Origin of the sequence: Shinella kummerowiae (assembly GCF_009827055.1) — a bacterium.
Classification (GTDB): domain Bacteria; phylum Pseudomonadota; class Alphaproteobacteria; order Rhizobiales; family Rhizobiaceae; genus Shinella; species Shinella kummerowiae.
The window spans coordinates 369,093-393,303 of sequence record NZ_WUMK01000001.1; the positions used below are offsets into that span (position 1 = coordinate 369,093).

The 24,211-nt window shown below is 63.9% G+C and carries 23 protein-coding genes; 12 read left to right on the plus strand and 11 right to left on the minus strand.

Features of this window, described 5'->3' with window-relative positions; translation table 11 throughout:
- Window positions 1–49 precede the first annotated feature (49 nt).
- The 3 genes from GR138_RS01735 to GR138_RS01745 are packed head-to-tail and all read left to right on the plus strand — an operon-like array spanning window position 50 to window position 2,433.
- The gene (locus GR138_RS01735; protein WP_160856883.1) at window positions 50–1,105 is read left to right on the plus strand and encodes a dipeptidase; all 1,056 of its coding nucleotides are present in this window, start codon (window positions 50–52) and stop codon (window positions 1,103–1,105) included.
- 18 nt (window positions 1,106–1,123) lie between these two features.
- Window positions 1,124–1,870 (plus strand): copper homeostasis protein CutC, encoded by a 747-nt coding sequence (locus tag GR138_RS01740; RefSeq protein WP_160856884.1) that lies wholly within the window; start codon window positions 1,124–1,126, stop codon window positions 1,868–1,870.
- A gap of 59 nt (window positions 1,871–1,929) precedes the next feature.
- Window positions 1,930–2,433, plus strand: coding sequence for a CreA family protein (locus tag GR138_RS01745; RefSeq protein WP_160856885.1), 504 nt, complete (start codon window positions 1,930–1,932; stop codon window positions 2,431–2,433).
- Between the two features lie 51 nt (window positions 2,434–2,484).
- Here the strand turns inward: GR138_RS01745 and GR138_RS01750 are convergent, their stop codons facing one another.
- The 3 genes from GR138_RS01750 to GR138_RS01760 form a co-directional block, all read right to left on the minus strand.
- On the minus strand, window positions 2,485–2,847 hold the full coding sequence (locus GR138_RS01750) for a hypothetical protein (protein WP_160856886.1): 363 nt from the start codon (window positions 2,845–2,847) through the stop codon (window positions 2,485–2,487).
- A 202-nt stretch (window positions 2,848–3,049) separates the two neighbouring features.
- Window positions 3,050–3,514 carry a chemotaxis protein CheW gene (locus GR138_RS01755; protein ID WP_117366518.1) on the minus strand — a complete coding sequence of 155 codons (465 nt, stop codon included), beginning with the start codon at window positions 3,512–3,514 and terminating at the stop codon, window positions 3,050–3,052.
- A 1-nt stretch (window position 3,515) separates the two neighbouring features.
- Window positions 3,516–5,489, minus strand: coding sequence for a methyl-accepting chemotaxis protein (locus GR138_RS01760; protein ID WP_160856887.1), 1,974 nt, complete (start codon window positions 5,487–5,489; stop codon window positions 3,516–3,518).
- 292 nt (window positions 5,490–5,781) lie between these two features.
- On the opposite strand from GR138_RS01760, the gene GR138_RS30190 reads away from it, so the two are divergent.
- The 5 genes from GR138_RS30190 (at window position 5,782) to GR138_RS01780 (ending at window position 10,454) form a co-directional block, all read left to right on the plus strand.
- The gene (locus tag GR138_RS30190; RefSeq protein WP_202402468.1) at window positions 5,782–5,937 is read left to right on the plus strand and encodes a hypothetical protein; all 156 of its coding nucleotides are present in this window, start codon (window positions 5,782–5,784) and stop codon (window positions 5,935–5,937) included.
- Between the two features lie 126 nt (window positions 5,938–6,063).
- A complete protein-coding gene (locus tag GR138_RS01765) occupies window positions 6,064–6,663 on the plus strand; it encodes an SCO family protein (RefSeq protein WP_160856888.1) in 600 nt (199 codons plus the stop codon).
- A 77-nt stretch (window positions 6,664–6,740) separates the two neighbouring features.
- Window positions 6,741–7,625, plus strand: a complete 885-nt coding sequence (locus GR138_RS01770; RefSeq protein ID WP_160856889.1) for a 50S ribosomal protein L11 methyltransferase — start codon at window positions 6,741–6,743, stop codon at window positions 7,623–7,625.
- 408 nt (window positions 7,626–8,033) lie between these two features.
- Complete coding sequence (locus GR138_RS01775) at window positions 8,034–8,558, plus strand: hypothetical protein (RefSeq protein ID WP_160856890.1); 525 nt, start codon at window positions 8,034–8,036, stop codon at window positions 8,556–8,558.
- 60 nt (window positions 8,559–8,618) lie between these two features.
- Window positions 8,619–10,454, plus strand: a complete 1,836-nt coding sequence (locus tag GR138_RS01780) for an aminopeptidase P family protein (protein WP_160856891.1) — start codon at window positions 8,619–8,621, stop codon at window positions 10,452–10,454.
- Here GR138_RS01780 and GR138_RS01785 read toward each other — a convergent pair.
- The 4 genes from GR138_RS01785 to panC form a co-directional block, all read right to left on the minus strand.
- Window positions 10,444–10,755, minus strand: coding sequence for an AzlD family protein (locus tag GR138_RS01785; protein WP_160856892.1), 312 nt, complete (start codon window positions 10,753–10,755; stop codon window positions 10,444–10,446). The two genes, GR138_RS01780 and GR138_RS01785, sit on opposite strands and share 11 nt — an antisense overlap.
- A gap of 2 nt (window positions 10,756–10,757) precedes the next feature.
- Window positions 10,758–11,492: an AzlC family ABC transporter permease gene (locus GR138_RS01790; protein ID WP_160856893.1), complete on the minus strand. Its 735-nt coding sequence runs from the start codon at window positions 11,490–11,492 to the stop codon at window positions 10,758–10,760.
- A 129-nt stretch (window positions 11,493–11,621) separates the two neighbouring features.
- A complete protein-coding gene (gene panB, locus GR138_RS01795) occupies window positions 11,622–12,446 on the minus strand; it encodes a 3-methyl-2-oxobutanoate hydroxymethyltransferase (RefSeq protein WP_160856894.1) in 825 nt (274 codons plus the stop codon).
- Between the two features lies 1 nt (window position 12,447).
- Window positions 12,448–13,323: a pantoate--beta-alanine ligase gene (gene panC / locus GR138_RS01800; RefSeq protein ID WP_160856895.1), complete on the minus strand. Its 876-nt coding sequence runs from the start codon at window positions 13,321–13,323 to the stop codon at window positions 12,448–12,450.
- Window positions 13,324–13,604: 281 nt separating this feature from the next.
- On the opposite strand from panC, the gene GR138_RS01805 reads away from it, so the two are divergent.
- From GR138_RS01805 to GR138_RS01820, 4 genes are all read left to right on the plus strand, one after another.
- Window positions 13,605–15,575, plus strand: coding sequence for a DEAD/DEAH box helicase (locus GR138_RS01805; RefSeq protein ID WP_160856896.1), 1,971 nt, complete (start codon window positions 13,605–13,607; stop codon window positions 15,573–15,575).
- A gap of 67 nt (window positions 15,576–15,642) precedes the next feature.
- A complete protein-coding gene (locus GR138_RS01810; protein WP_160856897.1) occupies window positions 15,643–16,506 on the plus strand; it encodes a TIGR02587 family membrane protein in 864 nt (287 codons plus the stop codon).
- A gap of 7 nt (window positions 16,507–16,513) precedes the next feature.
- A complete protein-coding gene (locus tag GR138_RS01815) occupies window positions 16,514–16,924 on the plus strand; it encodes a TIGR02588 family protein (protein WP_160856898.1) in 411 nt (136 codons plus the stop codon).
- Between the two features lie 128 nt (window positions 16,925–17,052).
- A complete protein-coding gene (locus GR138_RS01820; protein WP_160856899.1) occupies window positions 17,053–17,967 on the plus strand; it encodes a M23 family metallopeptidase in 915 nt (304 codons plus the stop codon).
- On the opposite strand, the gene ligA is transcribed toward GR138_RS01820, so the two are convergent.
- The 4 genes from ligA to lpxC all read right to left on the minus strand — a co-directional run bounded on the left by ligA (window position 17,954) and on the right by lpxC (window position 23,915).
- The gene (ligA, locus tag GR138_RS01825; protein ID WP_160856900.1) at window positions 17,954–20,113 is read right to left on the minus strand and encodes an NAD-dependent DNA ligase LigA; all 2,160 of its coding nucleotides are present in this window, start codon (window positions 20,111–20,113) and stop codon (window positions 17,954–17,956) included. The genes GR138_RS01820 and ligA overlap by 14 nt on opposite strands.
- 72 nt (window positions 20,114–20,185) lie before the next feature.
- Window positions 20,186–21,856 carry a DNA repair protein RecN gene (gene recN / locus GR138_RS01830; RefSeq protein WP_160856901.1) on the minus strand — a complete coding sequence of 557 codons (1,671 nt, stop codon included), beginning with the start codon at window positions 21,854–21,856 and terminating at the stop codon, window positions 20,186–20,188.
- A 21-nt stretch (window positions 21,857–21,877) separates the two neighbouring features.
- Window positions 21,878–22,744, minus strand: a complete 867-nt coding sequence (locus GR138_RS01835) for an outer membrane protein assembly factor BamD (protein ID WP_160856902.1) — start codon at window positions 22,742–22,744, stop codon at window positions 21,878–21,880.
- A gap of 214 nt (window positions 22,745–22,958) precedes the next feature.
- On the minus strand, window positions 22,959–23,915 hold the full coding sequence (gene lpxC, locus GR138_RS01840) for a UDP-3-O-acyl-N-acetylglucosamine deacetylase (RefSeq protein ID WP_160856903.1): 957 nt from the start codon (window positions 23,913–23,915) through the stop codon (window positions 22,959–22,961).
- Window positions 23,916–24,211: the final 296 nt, after the last annotated feature.

Consider the following 24,211-nt stretch of genomic DNA (forward strand, 5'->3'; position numbering starts at 1 on the left):
GGCCGCGCCGGAATCGGCTCTACCGGCCGGGCAAGGATAGGAGCGGCACATGCAATTGATCTTCGACGGCCACAACGATGTTCTCCTGCGCCTGTGGGAACACGCGCAGAAAGGCGCCGACCCGATCGCCGAATTCGTGGACGGCACCGACCAGGGCCATATCGACGCCCCACGCGCCAAGAAGGGTGGGCTTGCCGGCGGTTTCTGCGCCATGTTCATCCCGCCGAACGAGGACTACCCCGCCCGGGAGGTCGACCAGAACGGTCACTACAACATCCCCATGGTCGGCCCGCTGGAGCAGCCCGCAGCCCTCAACACCGCCATCGGCATGGCCGCCATCGCCTTCCGCCTGGAACGTGCCGGCGCGTTGACGATCTGCCGCTCCACCGCGGGCATCCGCTCTGCCATGGCGGCCGGCCGCTTCGCCGCCGTCCTGCATATCGAAGGCTGCGAGCCGATTGCCGAAGACCTCTCCACCCTGGAAGCGTTTTACGCCGCCGGCCTGCGATCGCTCGGCCCGGTCTGGAGCCGTCACAATCGCTTCGGCCACGGCGTGCCCTTTGCATACCCCTCCTCACCCGATACCGGCCCCGGCCTCACCGATGCCGGCGTCGAACTCGTGAAGGCCTGCGATCGCCTCGGCATCATGATCGACCTCGCCCACATCACCGAACAGGGCTTCTGGGACGTCGCGAAAACCAGCACCCAGCCGCTTGTCGCCACCCATTCCAACGTCCATGCCCTGACGCCGATCTCGCGCAACCTGACCGATCGCCAGCTCGACGCGATCCGCGAGCGCAAGGGCATTGCCGGCCTCAACTACGCCACCACCATGCTACGCCCGGACGGGCTGGAAAACGCCGACACGCCGCTATCCGAGATGGTGCGCCACATCGACCACATGGTCGAGCGCATGGGCATTGACTGCGTGGCGCTCGGCTCGGATTTCGACGGCGCCACAATCCCCGCCGCCATCGGCGATGCCGCCGGCGGCCAGGCGCTGGTCGAGGCGCTGCGTTCTGCCGGCTACGGCGAAGATGATCTTGCAAAACTCTGCCGCGAAAACTGGCTGCGGCTCCTGAAATCCGTCTGGCGCGAAGCCTGACCAACTGCGGAAGCAATCATGACCAAGCCCCTCATCGAACTCTGCGTCGAAGGCGTCGACGGTTTCCTTGCCGCCCAGGAGGCAGGTGCCGACCGTGTCGAACTGTGCGCGAGCCTCGTCGAGGGCGGCCTGACGCCGAGCCTGGCGACGATCCGCGCCGCGGTGAAGGCGGCAAGTATCCCCGTGCACGTCATCATCCGCCCGCGCGGCGGCGACTTCCTCTATTCGGACACCGAGTTCGAAACGATGGTGGAGGACATCAAGGCGCTGCGTAACGAGGGTGTTTCCGGCGTCGTCATCGGCTGCCTGACGCCGGATGGCAGGATCGACGAGCTGCGCACAAAGGATCTGGTCGAAGCCGCGCGGCCGATGTCCGTCACCTGCCACCGGGCTTTCGACATGACGGCGGATGCCCGCGAGGCGCTGGAAGCGCTGATCCGCTGCGGCATGGATCGTGTGCTGACCTCCGGCCAGCGCGATACCGCGGTCGAAGGCACGGCGATCCTGAAAGCCGCCGTGGAACAGGCCGCCCGCCGCATCGTCATCATGGGCTGCGGCGCGCTCGATGCGGACAACATCCAGAAGGTCCGCGACGAGACGGGTCTTACTGAAATGCACTTCGCCGCGCTGACGACCGTGCCGAGCGGCATGACCTTCCGCAACCCGCATGTCGGCATGGGCGGCAGCGAGAAGGACCGGGAATACGAGCTGACCTTGACCGACCGGGACGCCGTGCGCGCAACCATCGCCGCCGCAAAATCCTGAGCGGCGTCTTGCAAGCGGCCGGCGGTCCCTTACGTGTAAGCGAAACAAGGAGACCCGCCATGCCGTTTACGCCTTCCGTTCCCCACCTGCGCACGCTCGCCACCGCTGGTCTTCTGGCGCTCGCCGCGATCCCCGCCGCTGCCGAAACCGTCGGCAAGGTCGGCGTCGACTGGATCGGCAACGATATCTACATCGACGCGGTGACCGACCCGGAGGTCTCCGGCGTCACCTGCCACGTCACCTATTTCGACCGCAGCGTCATCGATCGCCTGAAGAAGGGCAATTGGTTCGAGGACCCGTCGAACAACGCCATTTCCTGCCAGCAGACCGGCCCGATCACCATTGGCGACATCGACTTGGACCGCGAAGGCGAGGAAGTCTTCAAGTCCGGTCTTTCGCTGATCTGGAAATCGCTGATCGTCACGCGCATCTACGACAAGAAGAACGATACATTGATCTATCTTGCCCATTCACGCGAACTGACGGAAGGGTCTGCAAAAATGTCGATCTCCACCGTCCCGCTCTATGGCGAGACCGTCACCTGGAGCAACGGCAAACCGTGAAACGCCCCGGCGTAGAAAAGTCCGGGGCGTTTTCTTGCGGTGAATGACGGATTACTTGACGTAGACAATCTTTCCGCCCGTCGCAGACGTCTTGATTTCGACGACATTCTGCAACTGGACGTCCTTGGATGCCAAGGTCTCGAGCAGCGCCGGGTCTGACTGCAATTCAGCCTGGACCTTTTCCATCTGCGAAGGGTCGTTGGCCTTCAGTTTCAGGCGTTCGGCCTCGGCGGTCTCGGTCTTGTCATCCTCCAGGGTGGTAATCTGGACGATACTCACATCGGCGGCGGCGATCGATCCGGTCGCCACACCGTCGGAGGTCATGGGCGCCGTGGCATCCTGAGCATAGGCGACGCCAACGACCGGGGACACGGCAAGAAGCGACGCGAGAGCGATAGTAACAGTCTTCTTCATAACGTTTCTCCAATGTTTCTCTTTCGGGAAGCATGGATAAAACGGCAACCTCTTCGGTTGGTTCCTAATAAAATAATATGTCATCACGCATATGCGGTGCCGATATACGATATTGCCCCACAAAAGAGCTTCGGACAGCCGAAAGCGCCCGGCCGGAAAACGGCCAGGCGCTCAAACCCGAATTCCGTCCCTTCACCGCGAACTAGGCGGCCTGGGCAAGCTCGTCGGCGATGACCGTGTCGAGGTTGAGGAAGCAGACCATCGACTTTTCCAGCGCCACGATGCCGCGGCAGAAGGCGCGCTGGGCTTCCGGAATGATTTCCGGCGCCGGCTGCAGCGCCTCGCTCTTGATGGTCATCATATCGGACACCTGCTCGACCAGCAGGCCGACCAGCTTGCCGGCAATGTCGGTGACGATGATGGCGGAGCGCTCGGACGGCTCGGTCATCTTCATGCCGAGGCGGCAGGCCATGTCGATGACCGGGATCACCGCGCCGCGCAGGTTGATGAGACCGAGCACGTAGGGCGGCGTATGCGGCATCGGCGTCACCGGCGCCCAGCCGCGGATTTCGCGGATGGCCATGATGTCGATGCAGAATTCCTGCTCTCCAAGATGAAAGGAGACGATTTCGAGATAGGCGCCGGACTGCTTGATGGCGTTGGACATGTCAGAATTCTTCCCAGTTTTCTGCGGCGGCAAGGGCGTTGCCCTTCACCGCGGCATGGCTTTTGAATGCCCCGGCAACCTTGGAAACAAGGCCTCTTGCCGGAGACGGGGCGGGACGGGAGGCGGTGGAGGCCGCCCTCGGGGTACCGACGGGGGCGCGCACGCCCTCGTGGATCTGGAACTGGCCGACAAGACGGGTAAGGTTTTCCGCGTCCTGGGCCAGCGTATGGCTGACCGCATTGGATTCTTCGACCATTGCGGCGTTCTGCTGCGTCACCTGGTCCATCTGGTTGACGGCAACGTTGATTTCCTGGAGGCCGCTTGCCTGTTCACGGGCGGCGGTGACGATGGAGGCCATGTGTTCGTGGATACGCACCACGTCGCCGCCGATGCGGCCGAGCGACTGGCCCGTCGCCTGCACGAGGCGGGATCCGGTCTTCACCTCTTCCGACGAGCGGGTGATGAGGCCCTTGATGTCCTTGGCGGCGCCGGCGGCGCGCTGCGCAAGTTCGCGCACCTCCTGGGCGACGACCGCAAAGCCCTTGCCGGCCTCCCCTGCCCGTGCCGCTTCGACACCGGCGTTGAGCGCAAGCAGGTTTGTCTGGAAGGCGATCTCGTCGATGACGTTGATGATCTTGCCGATCTCGCTGGACGCACCCTCGATGCGCTCCATCGCCGACATGGCGTCGCTGACGATGCGCTCGGATTCCACGGCACTTGCCTTGGTGGAATCGATCATCTGGCCGGCTTCTTCGGCGCGCGCCGTTGCGGTGCGCACGGTTGTCATGATCTCCTCGAGGGCGGCGGAGGTCTCTTCAAGCGAGGCGGCCTGCTGTTCCGTGCGTTTGGCGAGATCGTCCGCGGCCGCGCGCATCTGGCCGCTGTTCGACTGGATCGAGCCGGTATTGTCCTTGACCTCGGTCATGACGTTGCGCAGGCGCTCGACCGTATTGTTGAAGTCGATGCGAAGCTTTTCGAGGTCGGCGCGGAACGGATCCAGCAACGCGACCGTCAGGTCGCCTTCGGACAGGCGATTGAGGCCGTGACCAAGCGCTTCGACGGCCACCCGCACCTGCCGTTCGTCCTCATGGGCGGCGGCCTCGCGACCGTGCCGTTCGGTTTCGATACGGGCGCGGCTGTCTTCGTTCGCCTGCTCCAGGTCGCGCTTTTCTATGGCCGCCCGGCGGAAGGCCTCTGCCGACCGCGCCATCTCGCCGATCTCGTCGCCGCGTTCGGTCGCCGCGACTGGCGTGGCCACGTCACCGGAAAGGATACGCTGCATGCTGTCGCGAACGGCGACAATGCCACCGCGCAGCTTGTTGCCGTGATAGATGATCAAACCGAGCAGCGTGATCATGCCGACAAGGCCGATGCCGATCTGATAGAGGATGGACTGGCTGGATGCGAGCTGCGCTTCCTGGACGCGCGCTTCGAGCAGAGCGGACCCTTCCTCGGCGAGCGCGCCCAGCGTTGCCGTTATCCGTTCCCCACCGCCGTCGATGGCGTCGTCGAGCGCGGCGAAGGCTTCGAACGGTGCGCCATCCTCGATCATTTTCTTGAGATCGACGGCAATCGCCTTCTCGACCTGCTGCAGATCACCTTCGAACGGATCGAGCATGGTCGGCTTGCCAAGTTCGGCGGCCAGCGCTTTGGCGGCGCCTGCGCCCTCCTTCAGCGTTTTCAGCGAGCCGTCGATGATCTTCAGCCGCTCCGGCTGGATGGCCTTTTCCTCGCGGTCGATGATGCTGTCCATCGCCACGAGCACGAGATCGACATTCGCCAGCCGCATGGCCTGAACGGTGTCGACCTTGTTCTGAATGCCGACGGCAGCCTCGGAGGCGTCGCGGATCGTCGTGCCGCCGTACCAGCCGGCCGCAAGCATTGTGCCGAAGCCGAGGAAAGCGGCAGCGCCAAGCGTTGCGAGGCGGGAACTGACGGAAAGGGTCCTGCGCTGTGCTGTAATTTCGTGAGACATGATGCGGTTCGCCCGATCGAGCCGGGCCCTCGCCGCGGCATCCCTTGTGGATCCTGGGTGAAATACGCTTCTCGCCGTCTCCCCCGGTCGGCGGACATCATGCCCGGTGAGCCGATTCCGGCCCTTTGCGCGTATTGGGACCGTGACAAAGAGAGATTAAACAAAACCTAAAGCGGGCACGCTGAAACGCGCATTTTAGCAAAATTTGATGAATTCCGCTGCGCCGGATTACCTGGCGTTGCGCGCGGCAGCCCCGGTTCCAAAACCAGCCGTTTCATGCTATGCTCGACGCATGGACAAACGCCGCCGATATACACCCTTGCTCGCCGCGCTGATTGCGCTCGGCCTCGGCGTTCTCGCCGCCAAAGCAGCCTTTGCCGGCTGGCTGGAGCACGGACCGGCGATCTTCCTAAGCCTTGCCGAATCCGGCATGTCCTGGTGCTTCTGATCACAATCCCGCGAGCCACCGCCCCGCACCCCCATTGCGGCAATTGGCGCGTTTGCGCGACCCGAAACGAAGGACTATGACACCGGCATGCTGCGACAAGCCGCACCGTGCTCTCGAAGGATCGCCATGAAGACCCTGCGCCTCGTACTCTGGATCGCCGTCGCCCTCGTTGCGGCCCTGCTTGGTTGGCTGACCCTGGAAGCGACCCGGACCAAGGACCAGGTCACCGGCGGCCCGTTCGGCGTCCCCTTCGAACTCGTCGCACAGGACGGCAAGCCGATCACCGAGAAGGCGTTTACCGGCAAGCCGACCGCCCTTTTCTTCGGCTTCACCCATTGCCCGGAAGTCTGCCCGACGACGCTGTTCGAACTCGACGGCTGGCTCGCCAAGGTCGATCCTGACGGCTCCAAGCTCCAGGCCTACTTCGTGACCGTCGACCCCGAACGCGACACGCCGGACATCATCGGCCAATATGTCGGCAACGTGTCGAAGCGCATCACCGGCATTTCCGGCGCGCCGGACAGGGTGTTGGAAATGGCCAAGGGTTTTCGCGTGTATTACCGCAAGGTGCCGCTCGACGAGAAGAAGCCCGACGGCGACTATACGATGGATCATTCGGCCTCCGTCCTCCTGCTCGACGCCGACGGCCGCTTCACCGGCACGATCGCCTATGGCGAGAACGCCGAGGTCGCCGAACAGAAGCTTGCCAACCTGATCAACAGATAAGCGCAACGGCGGGCGATCCGCCTTTGCCCTTGGCTTTCGGACATGCTAGGCGGACCTGAAACAACAGGAACCGAGCCGTGAGCGAAATCCGCCTCTATATCTCCACGACCGAGAAGCGCGCCGAGATCGCGCTTTCGCTGATGAGCGACGCCTTTGAAGACGAAGGCTACGCCATCGCGACGATGGAGATCGACGAGAAAAACGATATCTGGGAAGCCTCCGTCTACATGTTCCGCGAGGACGAGGCGGCGATCCACGATCGCTTCGCCGCCCTGCTCGCGGGCGATTTTCCCGAGGCGGTGATCCAGCGCGAGGTGCTGCCGGATATCGACTGGATCGCCAAGTCGCTGGAGGGGTTGAAGCCCGTGCGGGCCGGCCGTTTCATCGTGCATGGCTCGCATGACCGCGGCACCGCCCGCCCCGGTGAAATCGCCATAGAGATCGACGCCGGGCAGGCTTTCGGTACCGGCCATCACGGCACGACGGCGGGCTGCCTGGAGGTGATCTTCAACGTGATGCGGTCACGCAGAGTCAAGCGCGTGCTTGACCTTGGGACAGGCAGCGGCGTGCTGGCGATCGCCGCGCGCAAACTCGCGCCTGTCCGCGTTCTCGCGACAGATATCGACCCGATTGCCACCCGTGTCGCGCGCGAGAATGTGCGTATCAACGGCATTGCCTCCGGCGTCACGCTGGAAACCGCACCCGGTTTCCATTCCACCGCCTTCCGCCGCCACGGCCCGTTCGACCTCATCATCGCCAACATCCTCGCCCGCCCACTAATGCGCATGGCGCCGCAGCTTGCCGCCCAGCTCGCGCCGGGTGGCGGCGATGTCATCCTGTCGGGTATCCTCGCCTCGCAGCGCTGGAAGGTGTTGGCCGCCTATAACGGCGCGGGCCTGCGCCACGTGAGCACCATCTGGCGCAACGGCTGGGTGACGATCCACCTCGACAACAGACGATAAGAACAGCATTTCAGCGGGATGCTCACATCCCGCTGAAATGCATCAGAAAAACAGGCAAAATAAAAAGGCGGTGCCAGAGGCACCGCCTATAGTCGGCAAGCCGACCTGCCCGCGAGCTTGAGGAGGAGGAGCGCTCGAGCGGGCCTATGTGTTCCGAGCGCCTTCCCGGAGGAGGGAGGAGGAGTGACCGGCAAGACGCCTGATCGGAACACCTAGCTGTTTGCGACACGAAGGACTGGAGGAACTTTCACTTCGTTTCGCTTGAAGCGCGTTTTACGTTCGCTTCGTTGGCGCCGCTTATAATCGATTCCGAAATTCGAGAAAGCCCCCTGGGCACATGGGTGCCATGCGCAAGGCGCATAAGTCCAATCCCAGACCTCTTGAACCCCTTCCCGAGACGACTTGACCATGGCCGCGACCATCATCCCTCTCATCGCCTTAGCCGTCATCGTCTTCGTGCTCTGGACGGCCATTCGCGCCACGATCGCGTCAGGCAAGCCACCGCCTCACAGCGACAACACGACACGCTCGCTGGAAGAGCGCCACCGCGTCGCCCTTTCGCTGCGTGACCGGCTGAGCCGCAAGCCGCTTGGTACGCTGCTTGCCGAAGGCGTCTGGCGCAAGCTGCTCAACGAGGTCCCCGGCAAAGGTGTGATCTACGACCATCACCGGGATTTCTGCGGCCAGGGACTTATCCGCACCGAAAACGGTGTGATGCTCGCGGACGTGCAGGACGGTGGCCTCTATTTCGGCCCGCCGATCGCCGAATGGTCGACCGAAACGGATTTCGTCGCCTTCCTCGCCCGCCAGTCCGATTTTTCGATGAGCGGCTGGGAGGCGGCGGAGCCCTTCTTCTTCAGCGAGGACGACTGGCACCGCAACAATCAGCGCCTTACCCGCGCCGTGCTGGAACGCTATCTCTCCCGCCTTTGACCTGAAGGGCCAATGGGCTAGATTGCCGGCACGATTCATTGCCTTACCGAAAGCCTCGTCATGTTCCAGAGTTTCGACGTCAAATCCACGCCCCAGTTCGGCCGCAAGCGCGCAGATGCGCTGCGTGCCGCCTTCGATGCCCTCGGCATCGACGGCTTTCTCGTGCCGCGCGCCGATGAATATCAGGGAGAGTATGTGCCTGCCTCGGCCGAGCGCCTGTCCTGGCTCACCGGCTTTACCGGGTCGGCGGGCGTGGCGCTCGTCATGCGCAACCAGGCGATCGTTTTCGTCGATGGCCGCTACGTGACGCAATTGGCTGAGCAGGTCGACGGCAGCGTTTTCACCGGCGGCGACCTCGTCGGTGAGCCGCCGCATCTCTGGCTGCAAAACCACGCCCCGAAGGGTTTCAGGCTCGGCATCGACCCGTGGCTGCACACCGGCGCGGACGTGCGACGGCTGGAAAAGGCGCTGACCGGCACCGGTGGCGCGCTCGTCCTGCTGCCGCACAATCCGCTCGATCGTATCTGGACCGACCGCCCCGCCGAACCGCTCGGCCGCGTCACCATCCAGGCCATCGACCATGCGGGCGAACTTGCCAAAGACAAGCTGGTGCGCATGGCGGAAGCCACGGCTGCGGCCGGCGCCGATGTCCTCGCGGTCACCGACCCCTCCTCGATCGCCTGGATCTTCAACATCCGCGGCAGCGACGTGCCGCACACGCCGCATCCGCTCGCCCGCGCCATCATCCCGGCAAGCGGCCGCCCCCTCCTCTTCCTCGACAAACGCAAGACCAGTATCGAACCGGAAGCCTATCTCACCCAGCTTTCCGACCTCGTGCCGCCGTCGCAGTTCGACGAACGCATTGCCGCGCTGGCGGCCGAGGGCAAGCGCATCCTGATCGATCCCGACCAGGCCCCCTTCGCGCTCGCCGAGATCGTGCGCGCCAAGGGCGGCACGCTGGTCGAGGCGATCGATCCGGCCCGCCTGCCCCGTGCCTGCAAGAACGCCGTGGAGCTTCAGGGCTCGGCCCGCGCCCACCTGCAGGATGGTGCCGCCATGGTAGAGTTCCTCGCCTGGCTGGACAGCACCACACCCGGTTCGCAGACCGAGATCAGCGTGACGAAGAAGCTGGAGGATGTTCGCCGCAGCGTCGGCGAGCGCCAGCAGAACCCGCTGAAGGACGTGTCCTTCGACAGCATTGCCGGCGCCGGCGCGCATGCTGCCATCATGCATTATCGCGTGACGACCGACAGCGACGCGACCATCGAGCCCGGCACGATGTTCCTCATCGATTCCGGCGCGCAATATATCAACGGCACGACAGACATCACCCGCACGGTCGCCATCGGCGCAGTGCCGGAGGAAGAGAGACGCTTCTTCACGCTGGTATTGAAGGGCATGATCGCCATCAGCACGGCCCGTTTCCCCAAGGGCACGCGCGGCTGCGACCTCGATCCGCTCGCCCGCATCGCACTCTGGAAGGCAGGCGCCGACTACGCGCACGGCACCGGCCATGGCGTCGGCTCCTATCTGTCCGTGCATGAGGGCCCGCAGCGCATTTCGCGGCTTTCGACGCAGGAGCTGCTAGAAGGCATGATCCTCTCGAACGAGCCGGGCTACTACCGCCCGGGCGCCTTCGGCATTCGCATCGAGAACCTGATCCACGTCCTGCCGGCGGCCCCGGTAGAAGGTGGCGACCTTGACATGGCGAGCTTCGAAACGCTGACCTTCTGCCCGATCGACCGCCGCCTCATTCTGACAGCGCTGCTGACGGAGGAGGAGCTTGCCTGGCTCAACGCCTATCACGCGGAAACGCGCGAAAAGCTCCTGCCGCTGCTGTCGGATGACGCAACGAAAACCTGGCTCGAAAAGGCGACGGCGGCGATCAGCCGATAAGGTGACGCAAAGTCATGACGACGATCCAGCCGATGCCCAGCATCGGCAGGAGCGAGACGCGCAATCCGGCAAAGAAGGCGACCGCCATCGTCAGGCTCACGTCGAGTCCACCCGTTACGGCAGCCGGCGCCACCAGCGTGGTGAGCACGGCCGCCGGTACGGCGTTCAGCGCTGCTTCTGCGCGCGGCGGAATGCGTTTCATGCGCGTGATGAAGATGTAGCCGCCCACGCGGGTCAGGTATGTCGCGATCGCTCCGGCTGCGATGATCAGGAGCGTCTGCAGGTGGAACATGGTGTCCATTGTCACGCCTCCCCTTCCGCTGTCTTGCCGATCGCCACTTCGCTCTCCTTGCCGTCGAGCGGCATGAGCGCAGCCACCACGACGCCGGCAAGCGCGCCGAGGCTGACATGCCAGGGCGAACCGACAAAGTGCATGGCCAGAATTGAGCCTGCCCCTGACGCGAGCACCACCGGCAGCCAGTTTGCCCGGCTGCGAAAGCCAAGTACGAGGCCCATGAAATAGATCGGCAACAGCACATCGATGCCGATCGCCTTCGGGTCGCCGATCAGGTTGCCGAGGAAGCCGCCGACGATCGTCAGGCACAGCCACGGCACATAGACGCTGAGGCCGAGCACCATGGACCAGACATAGCTGACGCGGATGCCCGCATCGGCGCGGCGCTCGGTTTCGGCGAATTGCGGGTCGGTCAGCAGGAAGAGCGACGTCGCCTTCTGCCAGAAGGTCAGATGGCGGATATGGGCGGCAATCGCCGCCGAATAGAGCACGTGCCGGAAATTGACCGCGAAGATGGACAGCACCACCAGCCATGGCGCGACATTGTGGTTGAACAGCTCGACACCGACAAGCTGGCTCGCGCCGGCATAGAGCGTGGCGCTCATCAGCGCCGTCTCGGCGATGGTCAGCCCGTTGTCGACGGCAACGGCGCCGAACAGCACGGCAAACGGCGCGGCTGCAATCGCAACGGCAATGCCACGCCGGAAGGCGTCGCGGACTTCATCTTTGGTGGCGGGGGTCATGGGTCTGCTCTGTGTTGCAATGGCGCAGCCATAGAACAGCGACGCTCCACCAGCAAACCAATATACCTGATGGACCGTTCAGTTTCATTGATCGATCAGCGCCGGTCATCGCCTGGCGCTGATTGATGATCAGCCCTTCTTGAGCTGGAACGTGTGCTCCGGGCCCGGGAAGCTGCGTGCCTTCACCTCTTCGGCGTAGGTCGCGAAGGCTTCGCTCATCACCGGCGCCAGATTGGCGAAATGCTTGACGAAGCGCGGCTTGAAATCGGTGAAGATGCCCAGCACGTCGTCCACCACGAGCACCTGGCCGTCACAGGCCGGCGATGCGCCGATGCCGATGGTCGGCGCCTTGACCTTGCCGGTGATCTCGCGCGCCAGCGGTTCGACTGTGCCCTCGATGACGATGGCGAAGGCGCCGGCGTCGTCGATTGCGGCGGCGTCGCGGCGGATCTTTTCGACTTCCTTGTCATTGCGCCCGAGCGAGCGGTAACCGCCGGTCGTGTTGATGAGCTGCGGCATCAGACCGACATGGCCCAGAACCGGGATGCCGCGCTGGGTCAGGAAATCGACCGTCTCGGCCATTTCCGCCCCGCCTTCGAGCTTGATGGCAGAACAGCCGGTTTCCTTCAGCACACGGGCGGCGGTGGTGAACGCCTGCTCCTTCGATGTCTGGTAGGAGCCGAACGGCAGATCGACGACGACGCAGGCGTTGGACGAGCCGCGCATGACGGCCTGCCCGTGTGCGATCATCATCTCGATCGTCACGCCAACGGTGGAATCGAGGCCGTACAGCACCATGCCGAGGCTGTCGCCGACCAGCATGAAATCGACATGCGGGTCCATGAGCTTGGCAACCGGCGTCGTATAGGCGGTGAGGCTGACGATGGGACGTTCACCCTTGAGGGCCTTGATGTCGGACGGCGCCAGACGGCGTTTCGCAGTGTGTACGCTCATGTCACGCTACCTTTGCAGTTTTCACGTTTTTTGGGTCGATGACCCGGTTGTCGAGGAGTTTCGTGCCCCCAAAGCGCACGAAAAGCAACAAAAGAACCGGCTTTTCGCCGATCCTGTCGATTTCGGCCAGCGTTTCCGGATCGCGGATGGCGACCACTTCCGGCCTGGCCAGCGGCTCGGCGCGGAGGAAGGCGGTCACGCTCTCCTCCAGCGCCTTCGCGCCGGTCACGCCCGCCGCGATCAACCGTGCGGCCTCATCCAGCGCGCGCGGCACGATGGCGGCGGCAGCACGCTCTTCCGCCGAGAGATAGACATTGCGCGACGAATAGGCGAGCCCGTCCGCCTCGCGCACCGTCGGCACGCCGATTACCTCGACGGGCTGGGCAAGGTCCGCGACCATGCGACGGATGATGGTCAGCTGTTGAAAGTCCTTCTCGCCGAAGTACGCGCGATCCGGCCCGGCAATGTTGAAAAGCTTGGTGACGACCGTCGCGACGCCCGCAAAATGGCCGGGGCGCACGGAACCTTCCAGCTCGGCGCCCAGCGTCGGCACGTCGACCACGGTTTCCATCGGCCGCGGATACATGTCCGCGACGCCCGGCGCGAAGAGATAATGCACGCCTTCCGCTTCCAGCATCGCCTGGTCGCGGGCGAGATCGCGCGGATACCGCGCAAGATCCTCGTTCTGGCCGAACTGCAGCGGATTGACGAAAATGGTGGCGACGACGATGTCGTTGTCGGCGCGCGCCCGGCGGGCAAGCTCCATATGGCCGACATGAAGGTAGCCCATGGTGGGCACGAGGCCGATCGTGCGGCCGTCCAGCCGGTGCGGCGCCAACGCCGCGCGCAAATCCGCGATGGTGGTGAAAGTCTGCATCGACGGGCTCCTCCTTGCTCTCGCCCTCTCCCGCGGGCGATACCACCCGTACGACCTCTGCGGACCGCTTCAAGGGGCGCCGTTTTCTATCTTGTGCAGCGCAAAAAGACAATCGGCAAACGGTTTTGCGCCCCTTCGCTTAACCGGCTGGGCAGCTTTGCGTTTTGCGCACTGTACATTTCGCCCAATGCCGAGTAGAGAGCGCGTCAGCACGCCCGATATGAACGAGCGCAGAGTGCGGCGCCAGATCGCCGCGGAACCCGAATTCCGAAAGACCCCATATGACGAGTTTTGCAGGCCTCGCTCCGGCGATGGCAAAGGCGTTGGACAAACGCGGCTATACCACTTTGACCCCGGTGCAGGTCGCCGTCTCCGATCCGAAGATCGGCAACGCCGATGCGCTGGTATCCGCCCAGACCGGCTCCGGCAAGACCGTCGCCTTCGGTCTCGCCATCGCCCCGACGCTGCTTGACGGCGAGGAGCGCTTCGATCGCGCAGCAAGCCCGCTTGCGCTCGTCATCGCGCCGACCCGCGAGCTTGCCATGCAGGTCAAGCGCGAGCTTGAGTGGCTCTATGAGATGACCGGCGCCGTCATCGCCTCCTGCGTCGGCGGCATGGACGTGCGCAACGAGCGGCGCGCGCTGGAACGCGGCGCGCACATCATCGTCGGCACGCCGGGCCGTCTGCGCGACCACATCACCCGCGGCAATCTCGATCTCAGCGCCATTCGTGCCGTCGTGCTCGACGAGGCCGACGAGATGCTCGACCTCGGCTTCCGCGAAGACCTCGAATTCATTCTCGAAGCAGCACCGGAAGATCGCCGCACGCTGATGTTCTCGGCCACCGTGCCGAAGGAAATCGCAGCGCTCGCGAAAAATTACCAGCGCGATGCGATGCGCATCTCGACGGCTGCCGAACGCGAGCAGCATGTCGATATCGAGTACCGCGCGCTCGTCTGCACCCCCTCGGACCGCGAGAACGCCATCATCAACACGCTGCGCTTCTACGACGCGCAGACGGCCATCGTCTTCTGCTCCACCCGCGCGGCGGTGAACCACCTGACGGCCCGCTTCAACAATCGCGGTTTCTCGGTCGTTGCCCTTTCCGGCGAGCTCAGCCAGAACGAGCGCACCCACGCGCTCCAGGCGATGCGCGACGGTCGCGCCCGCGTCTGCATCGCCACCGACGTCGCCGCCCGCGGCATCGACCTGCCGAATTTGGAACTCGTGGTCCATGCGGACCTGCCGACCAATCCGGACACGCTGCTGCACCGCTCCGGCCGTACGGGCCGCGCCGGCCGCAAGGGCGTCAGCGCCCTCATCGTGCCGCTCAGCGCCCGCCGCAAGGCGGAACGCCTGCTCCAGATCGCAAACCTCAAGGCCGACTGGGCAAAGCCGCCGTCGGCCGAGGACATCCTGCGCCGTGACGACGAGCGCCTGCTCGCCGACCCGATGCTGACGGACACGATCAGCGAAGACGAGGGCGAAACCATCAACGCCCTGCTCGCGCGCTTCGATGCCAGGCAGCTCGCCGCCGCCGTCGCCCGTTTCTTCAAGGCCGGTCGTTCGGCGCCGGAAGACCTGGTCGAGGTCTCGCTCGAGCAGCGCAAGCCGCGCGAGCGCGGCAACGATTTCATTCCGGCGGAAACCAAGCGCCCGCGTGACAGTTTCGGCTCCAGCATCTGGGTCTCCATCTCCGTCGGCCGCAAGCAGCGTGCCGAGCCGCGCTGGCTGATCCCGATGCTCTGCCGCAATGGCAACATCACCAAGAACGAGATCGGCGCCATCAAGATGCAGCCGGAGGAGACCTATGTGGAAATCTCCGCCGATGCCGCCGATGGCTTCCTCGGCGCACTCGGCCCGGCCAGCATGCTGGAGCGCGGCATCCGCGTGACCCGGCTCGACGGCCAGCCCGATCTCACGCCGCAGGCCTATAGCCGCACGCCGGGCGAAAAGACCCAGCGCTACGACAAGCCGGCCCGCAGCGAGGAACGCCGCGCCGACTGGAAGCCCAGGGGCGAATTCGAGAAGAAGGGTGGTTTCGACAAGAAGCCCCGCTTCGAGAAGAAGCGTGACGGCGACCGGCCGGAAGGTGCGGCGGCAAAGCCGCACTGGAAGGACCGCGACGACGGCGCCAAGAAGCCCGCAAAACCCTTTGCCGGCGCAAAACCCTTCAAGGGCAAGCCGGGTGAAAAATTCGCCAAGCCGGAAGGCGGAGCGAAAAAGCCGAAGGGCAAGCCCGATCGCTTCTGACGACTGCAGTGGCGCGGAACTTTAGTCTCCGCGCCACGTTACCTTCGCGCTTTGCGCGGGGGATTTCATGGCACAAGATGCGGTAAACGCCGACGGCGACAGACCGGCCGATGGCGACAAGGACGAATTCAACCGCTTCGTGACCGGCCTCGGCCGCGGTGTCGGCGGCGCGCTCTTCCTGGCGCTGCCCATGCTGATGACCATGGAAATGTGGTATCTCGGCTTCTACATGGCGCGCGAACGCCTGCTGCTGCTTCTCCTCCTCAACATTCCACTGCTCATCCTGCTTGCCCACCGCATCGGCTTCGAGGAGACGTTTACCTGGCGAGAAGCGGTCCGCGACGCCGTCATTGCCTATGGCATCGGCATCATGACCAGCCTCGTGGTGCTGACCGCACTCGGTCTCCTGCGCGGCGGGATGCCGGCAAGCGAACTCGTCGGCAAGGTCGCGCTGCAATCGGTGCCGGCCAGTATCGGCGCCATGCTCGGCCGCAGCCAGCTCGGCCATGACGACCAAGATGGCGACGACACAAAGGAGACGCGCTATCACGGCGAACTGCTGATGATGGCCGCAGGCGCCCTCTTCCTCTCGCTCAACATCGCTCCGACCGACGAGATGATCGTGCTCGCCTACAGGATGACGATCTGGCATGCGCTTATCGTCGCCGTCTTGTCCATCGCGCTCATGCACGGCTTCGTCTACGCCGTTTCCTTCATCGGCGGACATGAGCTTTCGCCGGAAACACCCTGGTGGCATGCCTTCGTGCGCTTCACGCTGCCGGGCTACGTCATCGCCCTGTCGATCAGCATTTTCACCCTCTGGATCTTCGAGCGCCTTGGCGACAGTTCCGCATTGGAGATCATGCTCTCTGTCATCGTGCTCGGCTTTCCCGCCGCACTCGGCGCGGCTGCCGCGCGCCTGATCCTGTGAGGCAAGCATGACAAGATCCGAACAGGGCCGCCATCGCGAACGCCACGATCCGCACTGGGTCGAATGGCTGACGGGCATCGTTTCCGCCCTCCTCGTCGCCGGTCTGCTTGGCTGGATCGGCTGGGAAGCCTTTACGCGGGAGGCAACGCCGCCGGACCTCACGATCGCCGTGCTGACGACGGAGAAGACCGGCAACGGCTATCGCGTAGCCTTCGACATCCACAACGCCGCCACGACGACAGCCGCCTCCGTCACCGTCATCGGCCGGCTGATGGATGGCGACCGGGTGATCGAGGAAAACCACATCGTCTTCGACTATGTGGCAGCCGAATCCAAATCGACCGGTGCCATCCTTTTCCGGAACGAGCCGGCCGGCCGCAGGGTCGATATCCGCGCTGCGGGTTATACCGATCCCTAGAAACGACGGTAAGTTGTGGAGGATCCTCCAGAAAGCGGAACCAATTTCGCCGGCATGGGTTGAGCAAAGGTCAAATGCCCGTGTCCAGCGGTGAGGAAGGACATGGCTGATCCCGCAAGGTTCGAACCATGGACATGCCAATTCTCATCCTGTTGACGACCCAGATCCTCCTGCCGGCCTTCTTCCTGGTCTGGCTCTGGCTGCCACGCCCGGCCGACAGGCTGGCATGGGCGATGCGCGTGTTCTACGGCGCCTGCTACGTCGCCTTCATCTCCGTCATCGGCCGCTGGGACTTTTTGAGTTCTGCTCTGGCGGTCGCTCTGCCCATACTCTTCCTCGCCTGCGCTGCCCTCTCCTTTACGCGCGTCTACAATCGTGCGTGGGACACATCCACCTCAATGGTCCGCAGCCATGGGTTCACTGCAGCGATGGCCGTTTTCTTTCTGGCACTGACGGCGCGGGCGCTTTCGGGCTACGGCTATCAGGAAACAGCGGTGAACCTCGCCTTTCCCTTCGGTGCTGGCACCTACTACATCGGTCAGGGCGGTAGCACGACATCGATCAATCATCACCACGCCGACCAGAGCCAGCGCTTCGCGCTCGACATTGTCGCACTCAACGCTCTCGGCGCGCGGGCCAGCGGGCTCATGCCGAAGAACCTCTCCGACTATGTCGTCTATGATCGGGAGGTGAAGAGCCCCTGCACCGGCGTCGCCATCTCGACCCATGATGGCGTGGAAAACAACCGTATCTCACAGACGAATACAGAGGAGCCGCCCGGCAACTACATCATCCTCGCCTGCGGTACGGCACGCATCATGCTTGCCCATTTCGAGAAAGGCTCGATTGCCGTGACCGGCGGCGGGATCGTCACGCAGGGCCAAACATTGGGCCGCGTCGGCAATTCAGGCAACTCGACCGAACCTCATCTGCACATGCACGCCTATATCGGCGGCACGGTCGACTACAATGCCGGCCAGGGCGTCCCCATGACCTTCGACGGCCGCTTCCTCGTGCGCGGCTCGACCGTCACGATCCCTTGATGAGATCGAGCCAGCCGTCCTCGTCGATCACCTCGACATTGAACTCCTTCGCCTTGTCGAGCTTGGAGCCGGCCCCCGGTCCCGCCACCACGAGGTCCGTCTTCTTGGAAACCGAGCCTGCCACTTTCGCGCCCAGCCGCTCGGCCATGGCCTTCGCCTCGTCACGCGTCATCTTTTCCAGCGAGCCGGTGAACACCACCGTCTTGCCGACAACCGGGCTCGAGGTCACGACGACAGCCTCGGCGGCCTCGGGCGTCACTTCGTCCAGCAACCGGGCCATCACGTCGAGGTTTCTCGGCTCCTTGTAGAACTCCACCATCGCCCGGGCCACGACCTCGCCGATGCCGTCGATGCTGTTGAGCTCGGTCCACGCCTCGCCTGTCAGTGACGCGGAAGCCTTCATCGCCTCCTCAAACGCCGCGTAGGTGCCATAGGCACGCGCCAGAAGCTTGGCGTTCGTTTCACCGACATGGCGGATGCCGAGCGCGTAGATGAAACGGTTGAGCGCAATCGAGCGGCGGGCGTCGATGGCGTCATAAAGCTTCCGCACACTGACCTTGCCGAAACCGTCGATGTTTTCGAGCTTGGTCAGAGAATCGGCCTGCCGCTTCTCCAGCGTGAAAATGTCCGGTGCGGTGCGCACCGCAAGCGACGGATCCTCCGCCTCGAAGAAGAAGTCGATCTGCTTGGCGCCCAGTCCCTCGATGTCGAAGGCATTGCGCGAGACGAAGTGTTTCAGGTGCTCCACGGCCTGCGCCCGGCAGACGAAGCCGCCGGTGCAGCGCGTGACGGAATCGAGCCGGCCCGTCTTCTCGTTGCGCTCGCGCACGGCATGGCTGCCGCAGACCGGGCAGGTTTTCGGGAACTGGTAGCGCTCCGTCCCGGCCGGCCGCTTTTCCATCACCACATCCAGCACCTGCGGGATGACGTCACCGGCGCGCTGCACGATGATGGTGTCGCCAATGCGGATGTCATGGTCTTCCGCGCGAATGCGCTCGCCACTGTTGCCGATGCCTTCGATATAGTCGGCATTGTGCAGCGTCGCATTGGTGACGACCACGCCGCCGACCGTAACGGGGGTTAGGCGAGCGACGGGCGTCAGCGCACCGGTGCGCCCCACCTGGATGTCGATCTTCTCGACAGTGGTGAAGGCCTGTTCGGCCGGGAACTTGTGCGCCGTCGCCCAGCGTGGCGAACGGGAGCGGAAGCCCAGACGTTCCTGAAGCGCCAGTTCGTCGACCTTGTAGACGACGCCGTCGATATCGTAGTCGAGGTCCGGGCGGGCAAGGCCGATCTCGCGGTAATGCGCGATGATGTCATCGACGCGGGACAGCCGCTGCGTCATCGGATTGACGGGAAAACCCCAGGATTTCAGCACCTCGATCATGCCGTACTGCGTGTTCGCCGGCATTTCCGACATTTCGCCCCAGGCATAGGCGAAGAAGCGCAGCTTGCGGCTGGCCGTCACCGTTGCATCGAGTTGGCGCAGCGAGCCGGCGGCGGTGTTGCGCGGATTGACATAGGTCTGCTTGCCCTCCGCCGCCATCTTCTCGTTGAGCGCCAGAAAGTCGCTCTTGGCCATGTAGACTTCGCCGCGCACCTCGACGACGGCGGGCGCGCCGGCCGGCAGGCGGTTTGGTATCTCGCCGATCGTCTGCACATTGGCAGTGACGTTCTCACCCGTCGTGCCGTCGCCGCGCGTCGCGGCGCTGACAAGCCGTCCGTTTTCGTAGCGGATCGACATGGAGAGGCCGTCGATCTTCGGCTCGGCGGTAAACGCGATCGATTCGTCCGGCAGGCGGCCGAGGAAGCGGTAGACCGAATTGACGAAATCCCGCACGTCCTCGTCGGAAAAGGTGTTGTCGAGAGACAGCATCGGGCGGGAATGGGTGATCGGCGCGAAGGTCGGCAGCGGCGCCGAGCCCACCCGGCGCGACGGACTGTCGTCACGCACAAGGGCGGGAAACCGCGCCTCGACCGCCTCGTTGCGCCGCTTCAGCGCGTCGTAGTCGGCATCCGAAATCTCCGGCGCGTCCTGCCCGTGATAGAGGTCGTCATTGCGCGCGATCTCCGCCGCCAGAAAGGCAAGCTCCGCCGCGGCTTCGTCTTCGGTCAGGTTTTCGACAGGGGTTTTTGCGTTCGCCATGACGTGCTCCGGATTCGCATCAGGTTTTAGAGCAAAGCTGGCGAAAGAAAAGATGCGAGCGCCGCGCGACGCTCACAGACCGCCGGAAAGCAACCGCGCTGCCGCCGCACGCGCCTCATCCGTCACGGACGCGCCGGCGAGCATGCGGGCGATCTCTTCCGTGCGTGCGCTGTCGTCCATGCGGGCGACACGCGTGGCGACGGTCTCGCTGCCTTCGACCGGCCCCTTGGAAATCAGGAGATGGGTCGCGGCGCGCGCAGCCACCTGCGGCGCGTGGGTGACGGAAAGCACCTGCACGGTGGAGGACAGCCGCTTCAGGCGCTGGCCGATGGCATCAGCCACCGCGCCGCCGACGCCCGTGTCGATTTCGTCGAAAACCAGCGTGGGCGCCGAACCACGGTCGGCGAGCGCGACCTTCAGCGCCAGCAGGAAGCGCGACAGTTCCCCGCCGGAGGCCACTTTCATGATCGGGCCGGGACGCGTGCCGGGATTGGTCTGGACGTGGAACTCGACAGTGTCGATCCCCTCCTCCGCTCCGCCTTCCGGATCGGTGGTGATCTGGACGGTGAAGCGGGCGCGCTCCAGCTTCAACGCCGGCAGCTCCGCCATCACCGCAGCGGCAAGCGCATCGGCGGCGTGGTGGCGCTTTTCCGAAAGCGAACGAGCCGCCATCTCGAAGGCAAGGCGTGCCTCGCTGAGCCGGGCCTGAAGCTGCACCAGCTTTTCCTCGCCGGCGTCGAGATCGGCAAGGTCGGCGATCATCCGGGCGGCAAGTGCCGGCAGGCCGGTGACGGGAACGGAATATTTGCGGGCAGCGGCGCGGAGTGCAAACAGCCGTTCTTCCGTGCGCTCCAGCTCCTTGGGATCGTATTCCGTCTTGCGCAGCGCCGTCTCGACGGCCATCTGGGCGTTGGAAAGCTGGTTCAGCGCCTCGTCGAGCAGTTCGACCGTTTCCTCAAGGAGACCCGGGGCTTCATGGCTCTTGCGCTCCAGGCGGCGGACCAGCGCGGCGATGAGCGGCACCGGCGAGGCATGGCCGTTCAGGAACTCGCTCGCCTCGTTGATGTCGCCGGCGATGCGCTCGGCTTTCATCATGCGGGCGCGGGTTTCCGCAAGCGCGTCCTCCTCGCCATCCTGCGGCGAAAGAATTTCCAGCTCCTCGACCGAGGAACGCAGGTAGTCGGCCTCGCGGGCGGCAGCCTCCACCTTGTCGCGGTGGCGGCGCAACGTGCGGTCGGCGTCCTTCCACTGGTGATAGAGCGTGCCGACGTCCCCCGCCGCCTCGCCGAGACCACCGAAGGCGTCGAGCAGCAGGCGGTGCGCATCGGTATCGACGAGCGCGCGGTCGTCGTGCTGACCGTGGATTTCGACAAGAAACTGCCCGGCCTGCCGCATCAGCTGCACCGATACCGGCTGGTCGTTGACGAAGGCCTTGGTTCGACCGTCGGCAGATTGCTGGCGGCGGAAAATGAGATCACCGTCGTCATCGATGCCGTTGTCGCGCAACAGCGCACGGGCGGCATGGCTCAGCGGTACATCGAAGACGGCCGTCACCTGGCCGCGCTCCGTGCCATGCCGCACGAGAGACCCGTCGCCCCGCCCGCCAAGCGCCAGCGAAAGACTGTCGAGAAGAATGGACTTGCCAGCACCGGTCTCGCCGGTCAGCACGGAAAGGCCCGGCTCGAAAGCGAGATCGAGCCGTTCGATCAGGACGATATCGCGGATCGATAGCTGCGCCAGCATGGCCCTGTCATATCTCTTGCGTCAGGCGCCGAGCAGGCTCTTGCCAGCACGCGAAATCCAGGAACCCGAATTTTCACGCGGCTCGAGACCCTTCGACTGAAGGAGCTTGTAGCTGTCGGCATACCACTGGCTGTCGGGATAGTTATGGCCGAGCACCGCGGCGGCTGTCTGCGCTTCGGTGTCCACGCCCATGGCATAATAGGTCTCGACAAGACGGGCCAGCGCTTCCTCGATCTGGTTGGTCATCGGATACTTCTCGACGACAACGCGGAAACGGCTCGCAGCCGCGATGTATTCCTTGCGTTCCAGATAGTAGCGGCCGACCTGCATTTCCTTGCCGGCAAGCTGGTCGCGGGCAAAACGAATCTTCGTGTTTGCGTCCTCGACATATTCCGATTCGGGATATTTTTCGACGACGGCCTGCATGGCTTCCAGCGTCTGCTGCGAGGTGCGTTGGTCCTGCGTCACGCTGGGGATCTGCTTCCAGTAGGCAAGGCCGATAATATACTGCGCATAGGCAGCATCCGAGGAGCCCGGATAGAGATTGAGATAACGCTTGCCGGCCGTGATGGCCTCTTCGTTGCGGCCCTGGCGATAATTCGTGAAGGCCGACATGACGAGCGCCTTGCGTGCCTCTTCCGAGAACGGATGCTGACGATCGACGGCCTCGAACTTGCGGCTGGCTTCCGTGACCTTGCCGGAATTGAGGTTGGCGAGGCCTTGATTGTAAAGCACATCGGCGGATTCAGTCTCGCCGGCCAATTTCGAAATATCGATGTCCGGATCCGACTGGCATGCGGAAAGAACGACAGACGACGCCGTAGCGAAAAGCGTAAGATAGACAATGCGCGCCGTCTTCTTCACACCAACAGACCCTGCAACAACCATGTGATAATCCCAGTTCAACGGCGCCCCAAGCGGACGGGCCGCACACGCGCCCCGCGTTTTATCTCCAAATATGTGAAGACCGCAACGCCATGCCGGCGCATTAACGCATTTTTATGGCGGAGATGCCTGGAAAGAAGCAGGAGAAGCCATCCCACAGCGCCGCGCGCCCTTTATGACGCACAAGGAAGGACGCCGTCGCCTTTCTTGAAAGGCCTCAAAGAGACCAGGGCGCGAATTCCGGTGCGTTGACGGCGATCAGTTCGCGCTGGCCGGCGCGCGAGCGCGGTGCAGCGGCTTCGACGACTTCATAGGCCGTGCGGTCGCTCAGCAGTGCCTTGAGCGCATAGGCGTTCATCTTGTGGCCGCCGCGATAGGAACGGTAGCAGCCGATGAACTGCGCGCCGGCGAGCGCAAGGTCACCTACGGCATCGAGCGTCTTGTGGCGGGCGAACTCGTCCTTGGCGTAACGCAGACCTTCGACATTGATCACGGTGTTGTCATCGGAAATGACGACCGAGTTCTCCAGCGACGAACCGAGCGCAAGGCCGGCCGCCCAGAGCCGCTCGACGTCCCGCATGAAGCCGAACGTGCGGGCACGCGACAGTTCGCTGCGGAAGGTGGCGGGCGACAGGTCGCCCTTCCACGACTGACGGCCGATCAGCGGGCAATCGAAATCGATCTCGACTTCAAAGCGCGTGCCGTCATAGGGCGAGAATTCGGCCCAGGAGGCGCCTGCTTCGACGCGAACCGGCTTGATGATTCGGATGTAGCGACGCTTCACCTCGAGCGGGACAAGTCCCACCTCGTCGATGGCATCGATGAAGGGAGCAGCACTGCCGTCCATGATCGGCATTTCGGCGCCGTGCACTTCGATCAGCACATTGTCGAGGCCGAGCGCGTAAAGCGCGGCCATCACATGCTCGATCGTGGCGATCGACGTTGCCGGGTTGAAGCCGAGCACGGTGCAGAGGTCCGTATTGCCGACCTGCGAGGAGACCGCGCGGTATTCGCTGACGGTGCCGTCGTCGTGCTGGCGCTGGAAGACGATGCCGCTATCGGCTTCGGCCGGATTGAAGGTGATCGATACGGCCGCGCCGGAATGGACGCCCGTTCCGGCAATCGTCACCGGGCTGGAAATCGTCGTCTGGAAACCGAGCATACCGATCGTCATCTGCTTTTGCCTTGTCTTACTGTCGGCTCATTCTTCGCCAACATTCATAGTTCACGGCTCAACAGAGCCCTTGGCCGGACGCGCTGCATCCGCCGACAAAGTTCGCCCAAACGTCTGTGTGATTTGATGCTCCGGCGACGCCGGCGACCCGAATCCTGACTGGCTCCTGTGCCTAGCCTGAATGTAGTAGGTCCCTCAGTGTCATACAAATCACTGTTTCTTTCGCTTTGTTACGCTTTGAATCCTCAATAACCCGTTGAAAAGATGACAAAATAGAAAATGCCCGGACCGAGGTC

Excerpts from the sequence above, each read along its gene's own strand:
- GR138_RS01735 (WP_160856883.1), top strand. The coding sequence starts at position 50 with ATGCAATTGATCTTCGACGGCCACAACGATGTTCTCCTGCGCCTGTGG.
- GR138_RS01740 (WP_160856884.1), top strand. The coding sequence starts at position 1,124 with ATGACCAAGCCCCTCATCGAACTCTGCGTCGAAGGCGTCGACGGTTTC.
- GR138_RS01745 (WP_160856885.1), top strand. The coding sequence starts at position 1,930 with ATGCCGTTTACGCCTTCCGTTCCCCACCTGCGCACGCTCGCCACCGCT.
- GR138_RS01750 (WP_160856886.1), bottom strand. The coding sequence starts at position 2,847 with ATGAAGAAGACTGTTACTATCGCTCTCGCGTCGCTTCTTGCCGTGTCC.
- GR138_RS01755 (WP_117366518.1), bottom strand. The coding sequence starts at position 3,514 with ATGTCCAACGCCATCAAGCAGTCCGGCGCCTATCTCGAAATCGTCTCC.
- GR138_RS01760 (WP_160856887.1), bottom strand. The coding sequence starts at position 5,489 with ATGTCTCACGAAATTACAGCACAGCGCAGGACCCTTTCCGTCAGTTCC.
- GR138_RS30190 (WP_202402468.1), top strand. The coding sequence starts at position 5,782 with ATGGACAAACGCCGCCGATATACACCCTTGCTCGCCGCGCTGATTGCG.
- GR138_RS01765 (WP_160856888.1), top strand. The coding sequence starts at position 6,064 with ATGAAGACCCTGCGCCTCGTACTCTGGATCGCCGTCGCCCTCGTTGCG.
- GR138_RS01775 (WP_160856890.1), top strand. The coding sequence starts at position 8,034 with ATGGCCGCGACCATCATCCCTCTCATCGCCTTAGCCGTCATCGTCTTC.
- GR138_RS01780 (WP_160856891.1), top strand. The coding sequence starts at position 8,619 with ATGTTCCAGAGTTTCGACGTCAAATCCACGCCCCAGTTCGGCCGCAAG.
- GR138_RS01785 (WP_160856892.1), bottom strand. The coding sequence starts at position 10,755 with ATGGACACCATGTTCCACCTGCAGACGCTCCTGATCATCGCAGCCGGA.
- GR138_RS01790 (WP_160856893.1), bottom strand. The coding sequence starts at position 11,492 with ATGACCCCCGCCACCAAAGATGAAGTCCGCGACGCCTTCCGGCGTGGC.
- panB (WP_160856894.1), bottom strand. The coding sequence starts at position 12,446 with ATGAGCGTACACACTGCGAAACGCCGTCTGGCGCCGTCCGACATCAAG.
- panC (WP_160856895.1), bottom strand. The coding sequence starts at position 13,323 with ATGCAGACTTTCACCACCATCGCGGATTTGCGCGCGGCGTTGGCGCCG.
- GR138_RS01805 (WP_160856896.1), top strand. The coding sequence starts at position 13,605 with ATGACGAGTTTTGCAGGCCTCGCTCCGGCGATGGCAAAGGCGTTGGAC.
- GR138_RS01810 (WP_160856897.1), top strand. The coding sequence starts at position 15,643 with ATGGCACAAGATGCGGTAAACGCCGACGGCGACAGACCGGCCGATGGC.
- GR138_RS01815 (WP_160856898.1), top strand. The coding sequence starts at position 16,514 with ATGACAAGATCCGAACAGGGCCGCCATCGCGAACGCCACGATCCGCAC.
- GR138_RS01820 (WP_160856899.1), top strand. The coding sequence starts at position 17,053 with ATGGACATGCCAATTCTCATCCTGTTGACGACCCAGATCCTCCTGCCG.
- ligA (WP_160856900.1), bottom strand. The coding sequence starts at position 20,113 with ATGGCGAACGCAAAAACCCCTGTCGAAAACCTGACCGAAGACGAAGCC.
- recN (WP_160856901.1), bottom strand. The coding sequence starts at position 21,856 with ATGCTGGCGCAGCTATCGATCCGCGATATCGTCCTGATCGAACGGCTC.
- GR138_RS01835 (WP_160856902.1), bottom strand. The coding sequence starts at position 22,744 with ATGGTTGTTGCAGGGTCTGTTGGTGTGAAGAAGACGGCGCGCATTGTC.
- lpxC (WP_160856903.1), bottom strand. The coding sequence starts at position 23,915 with ATGACGATCGGTATGCTCGGTTTCCAGACGACGATTTCCAGCCCGGTG.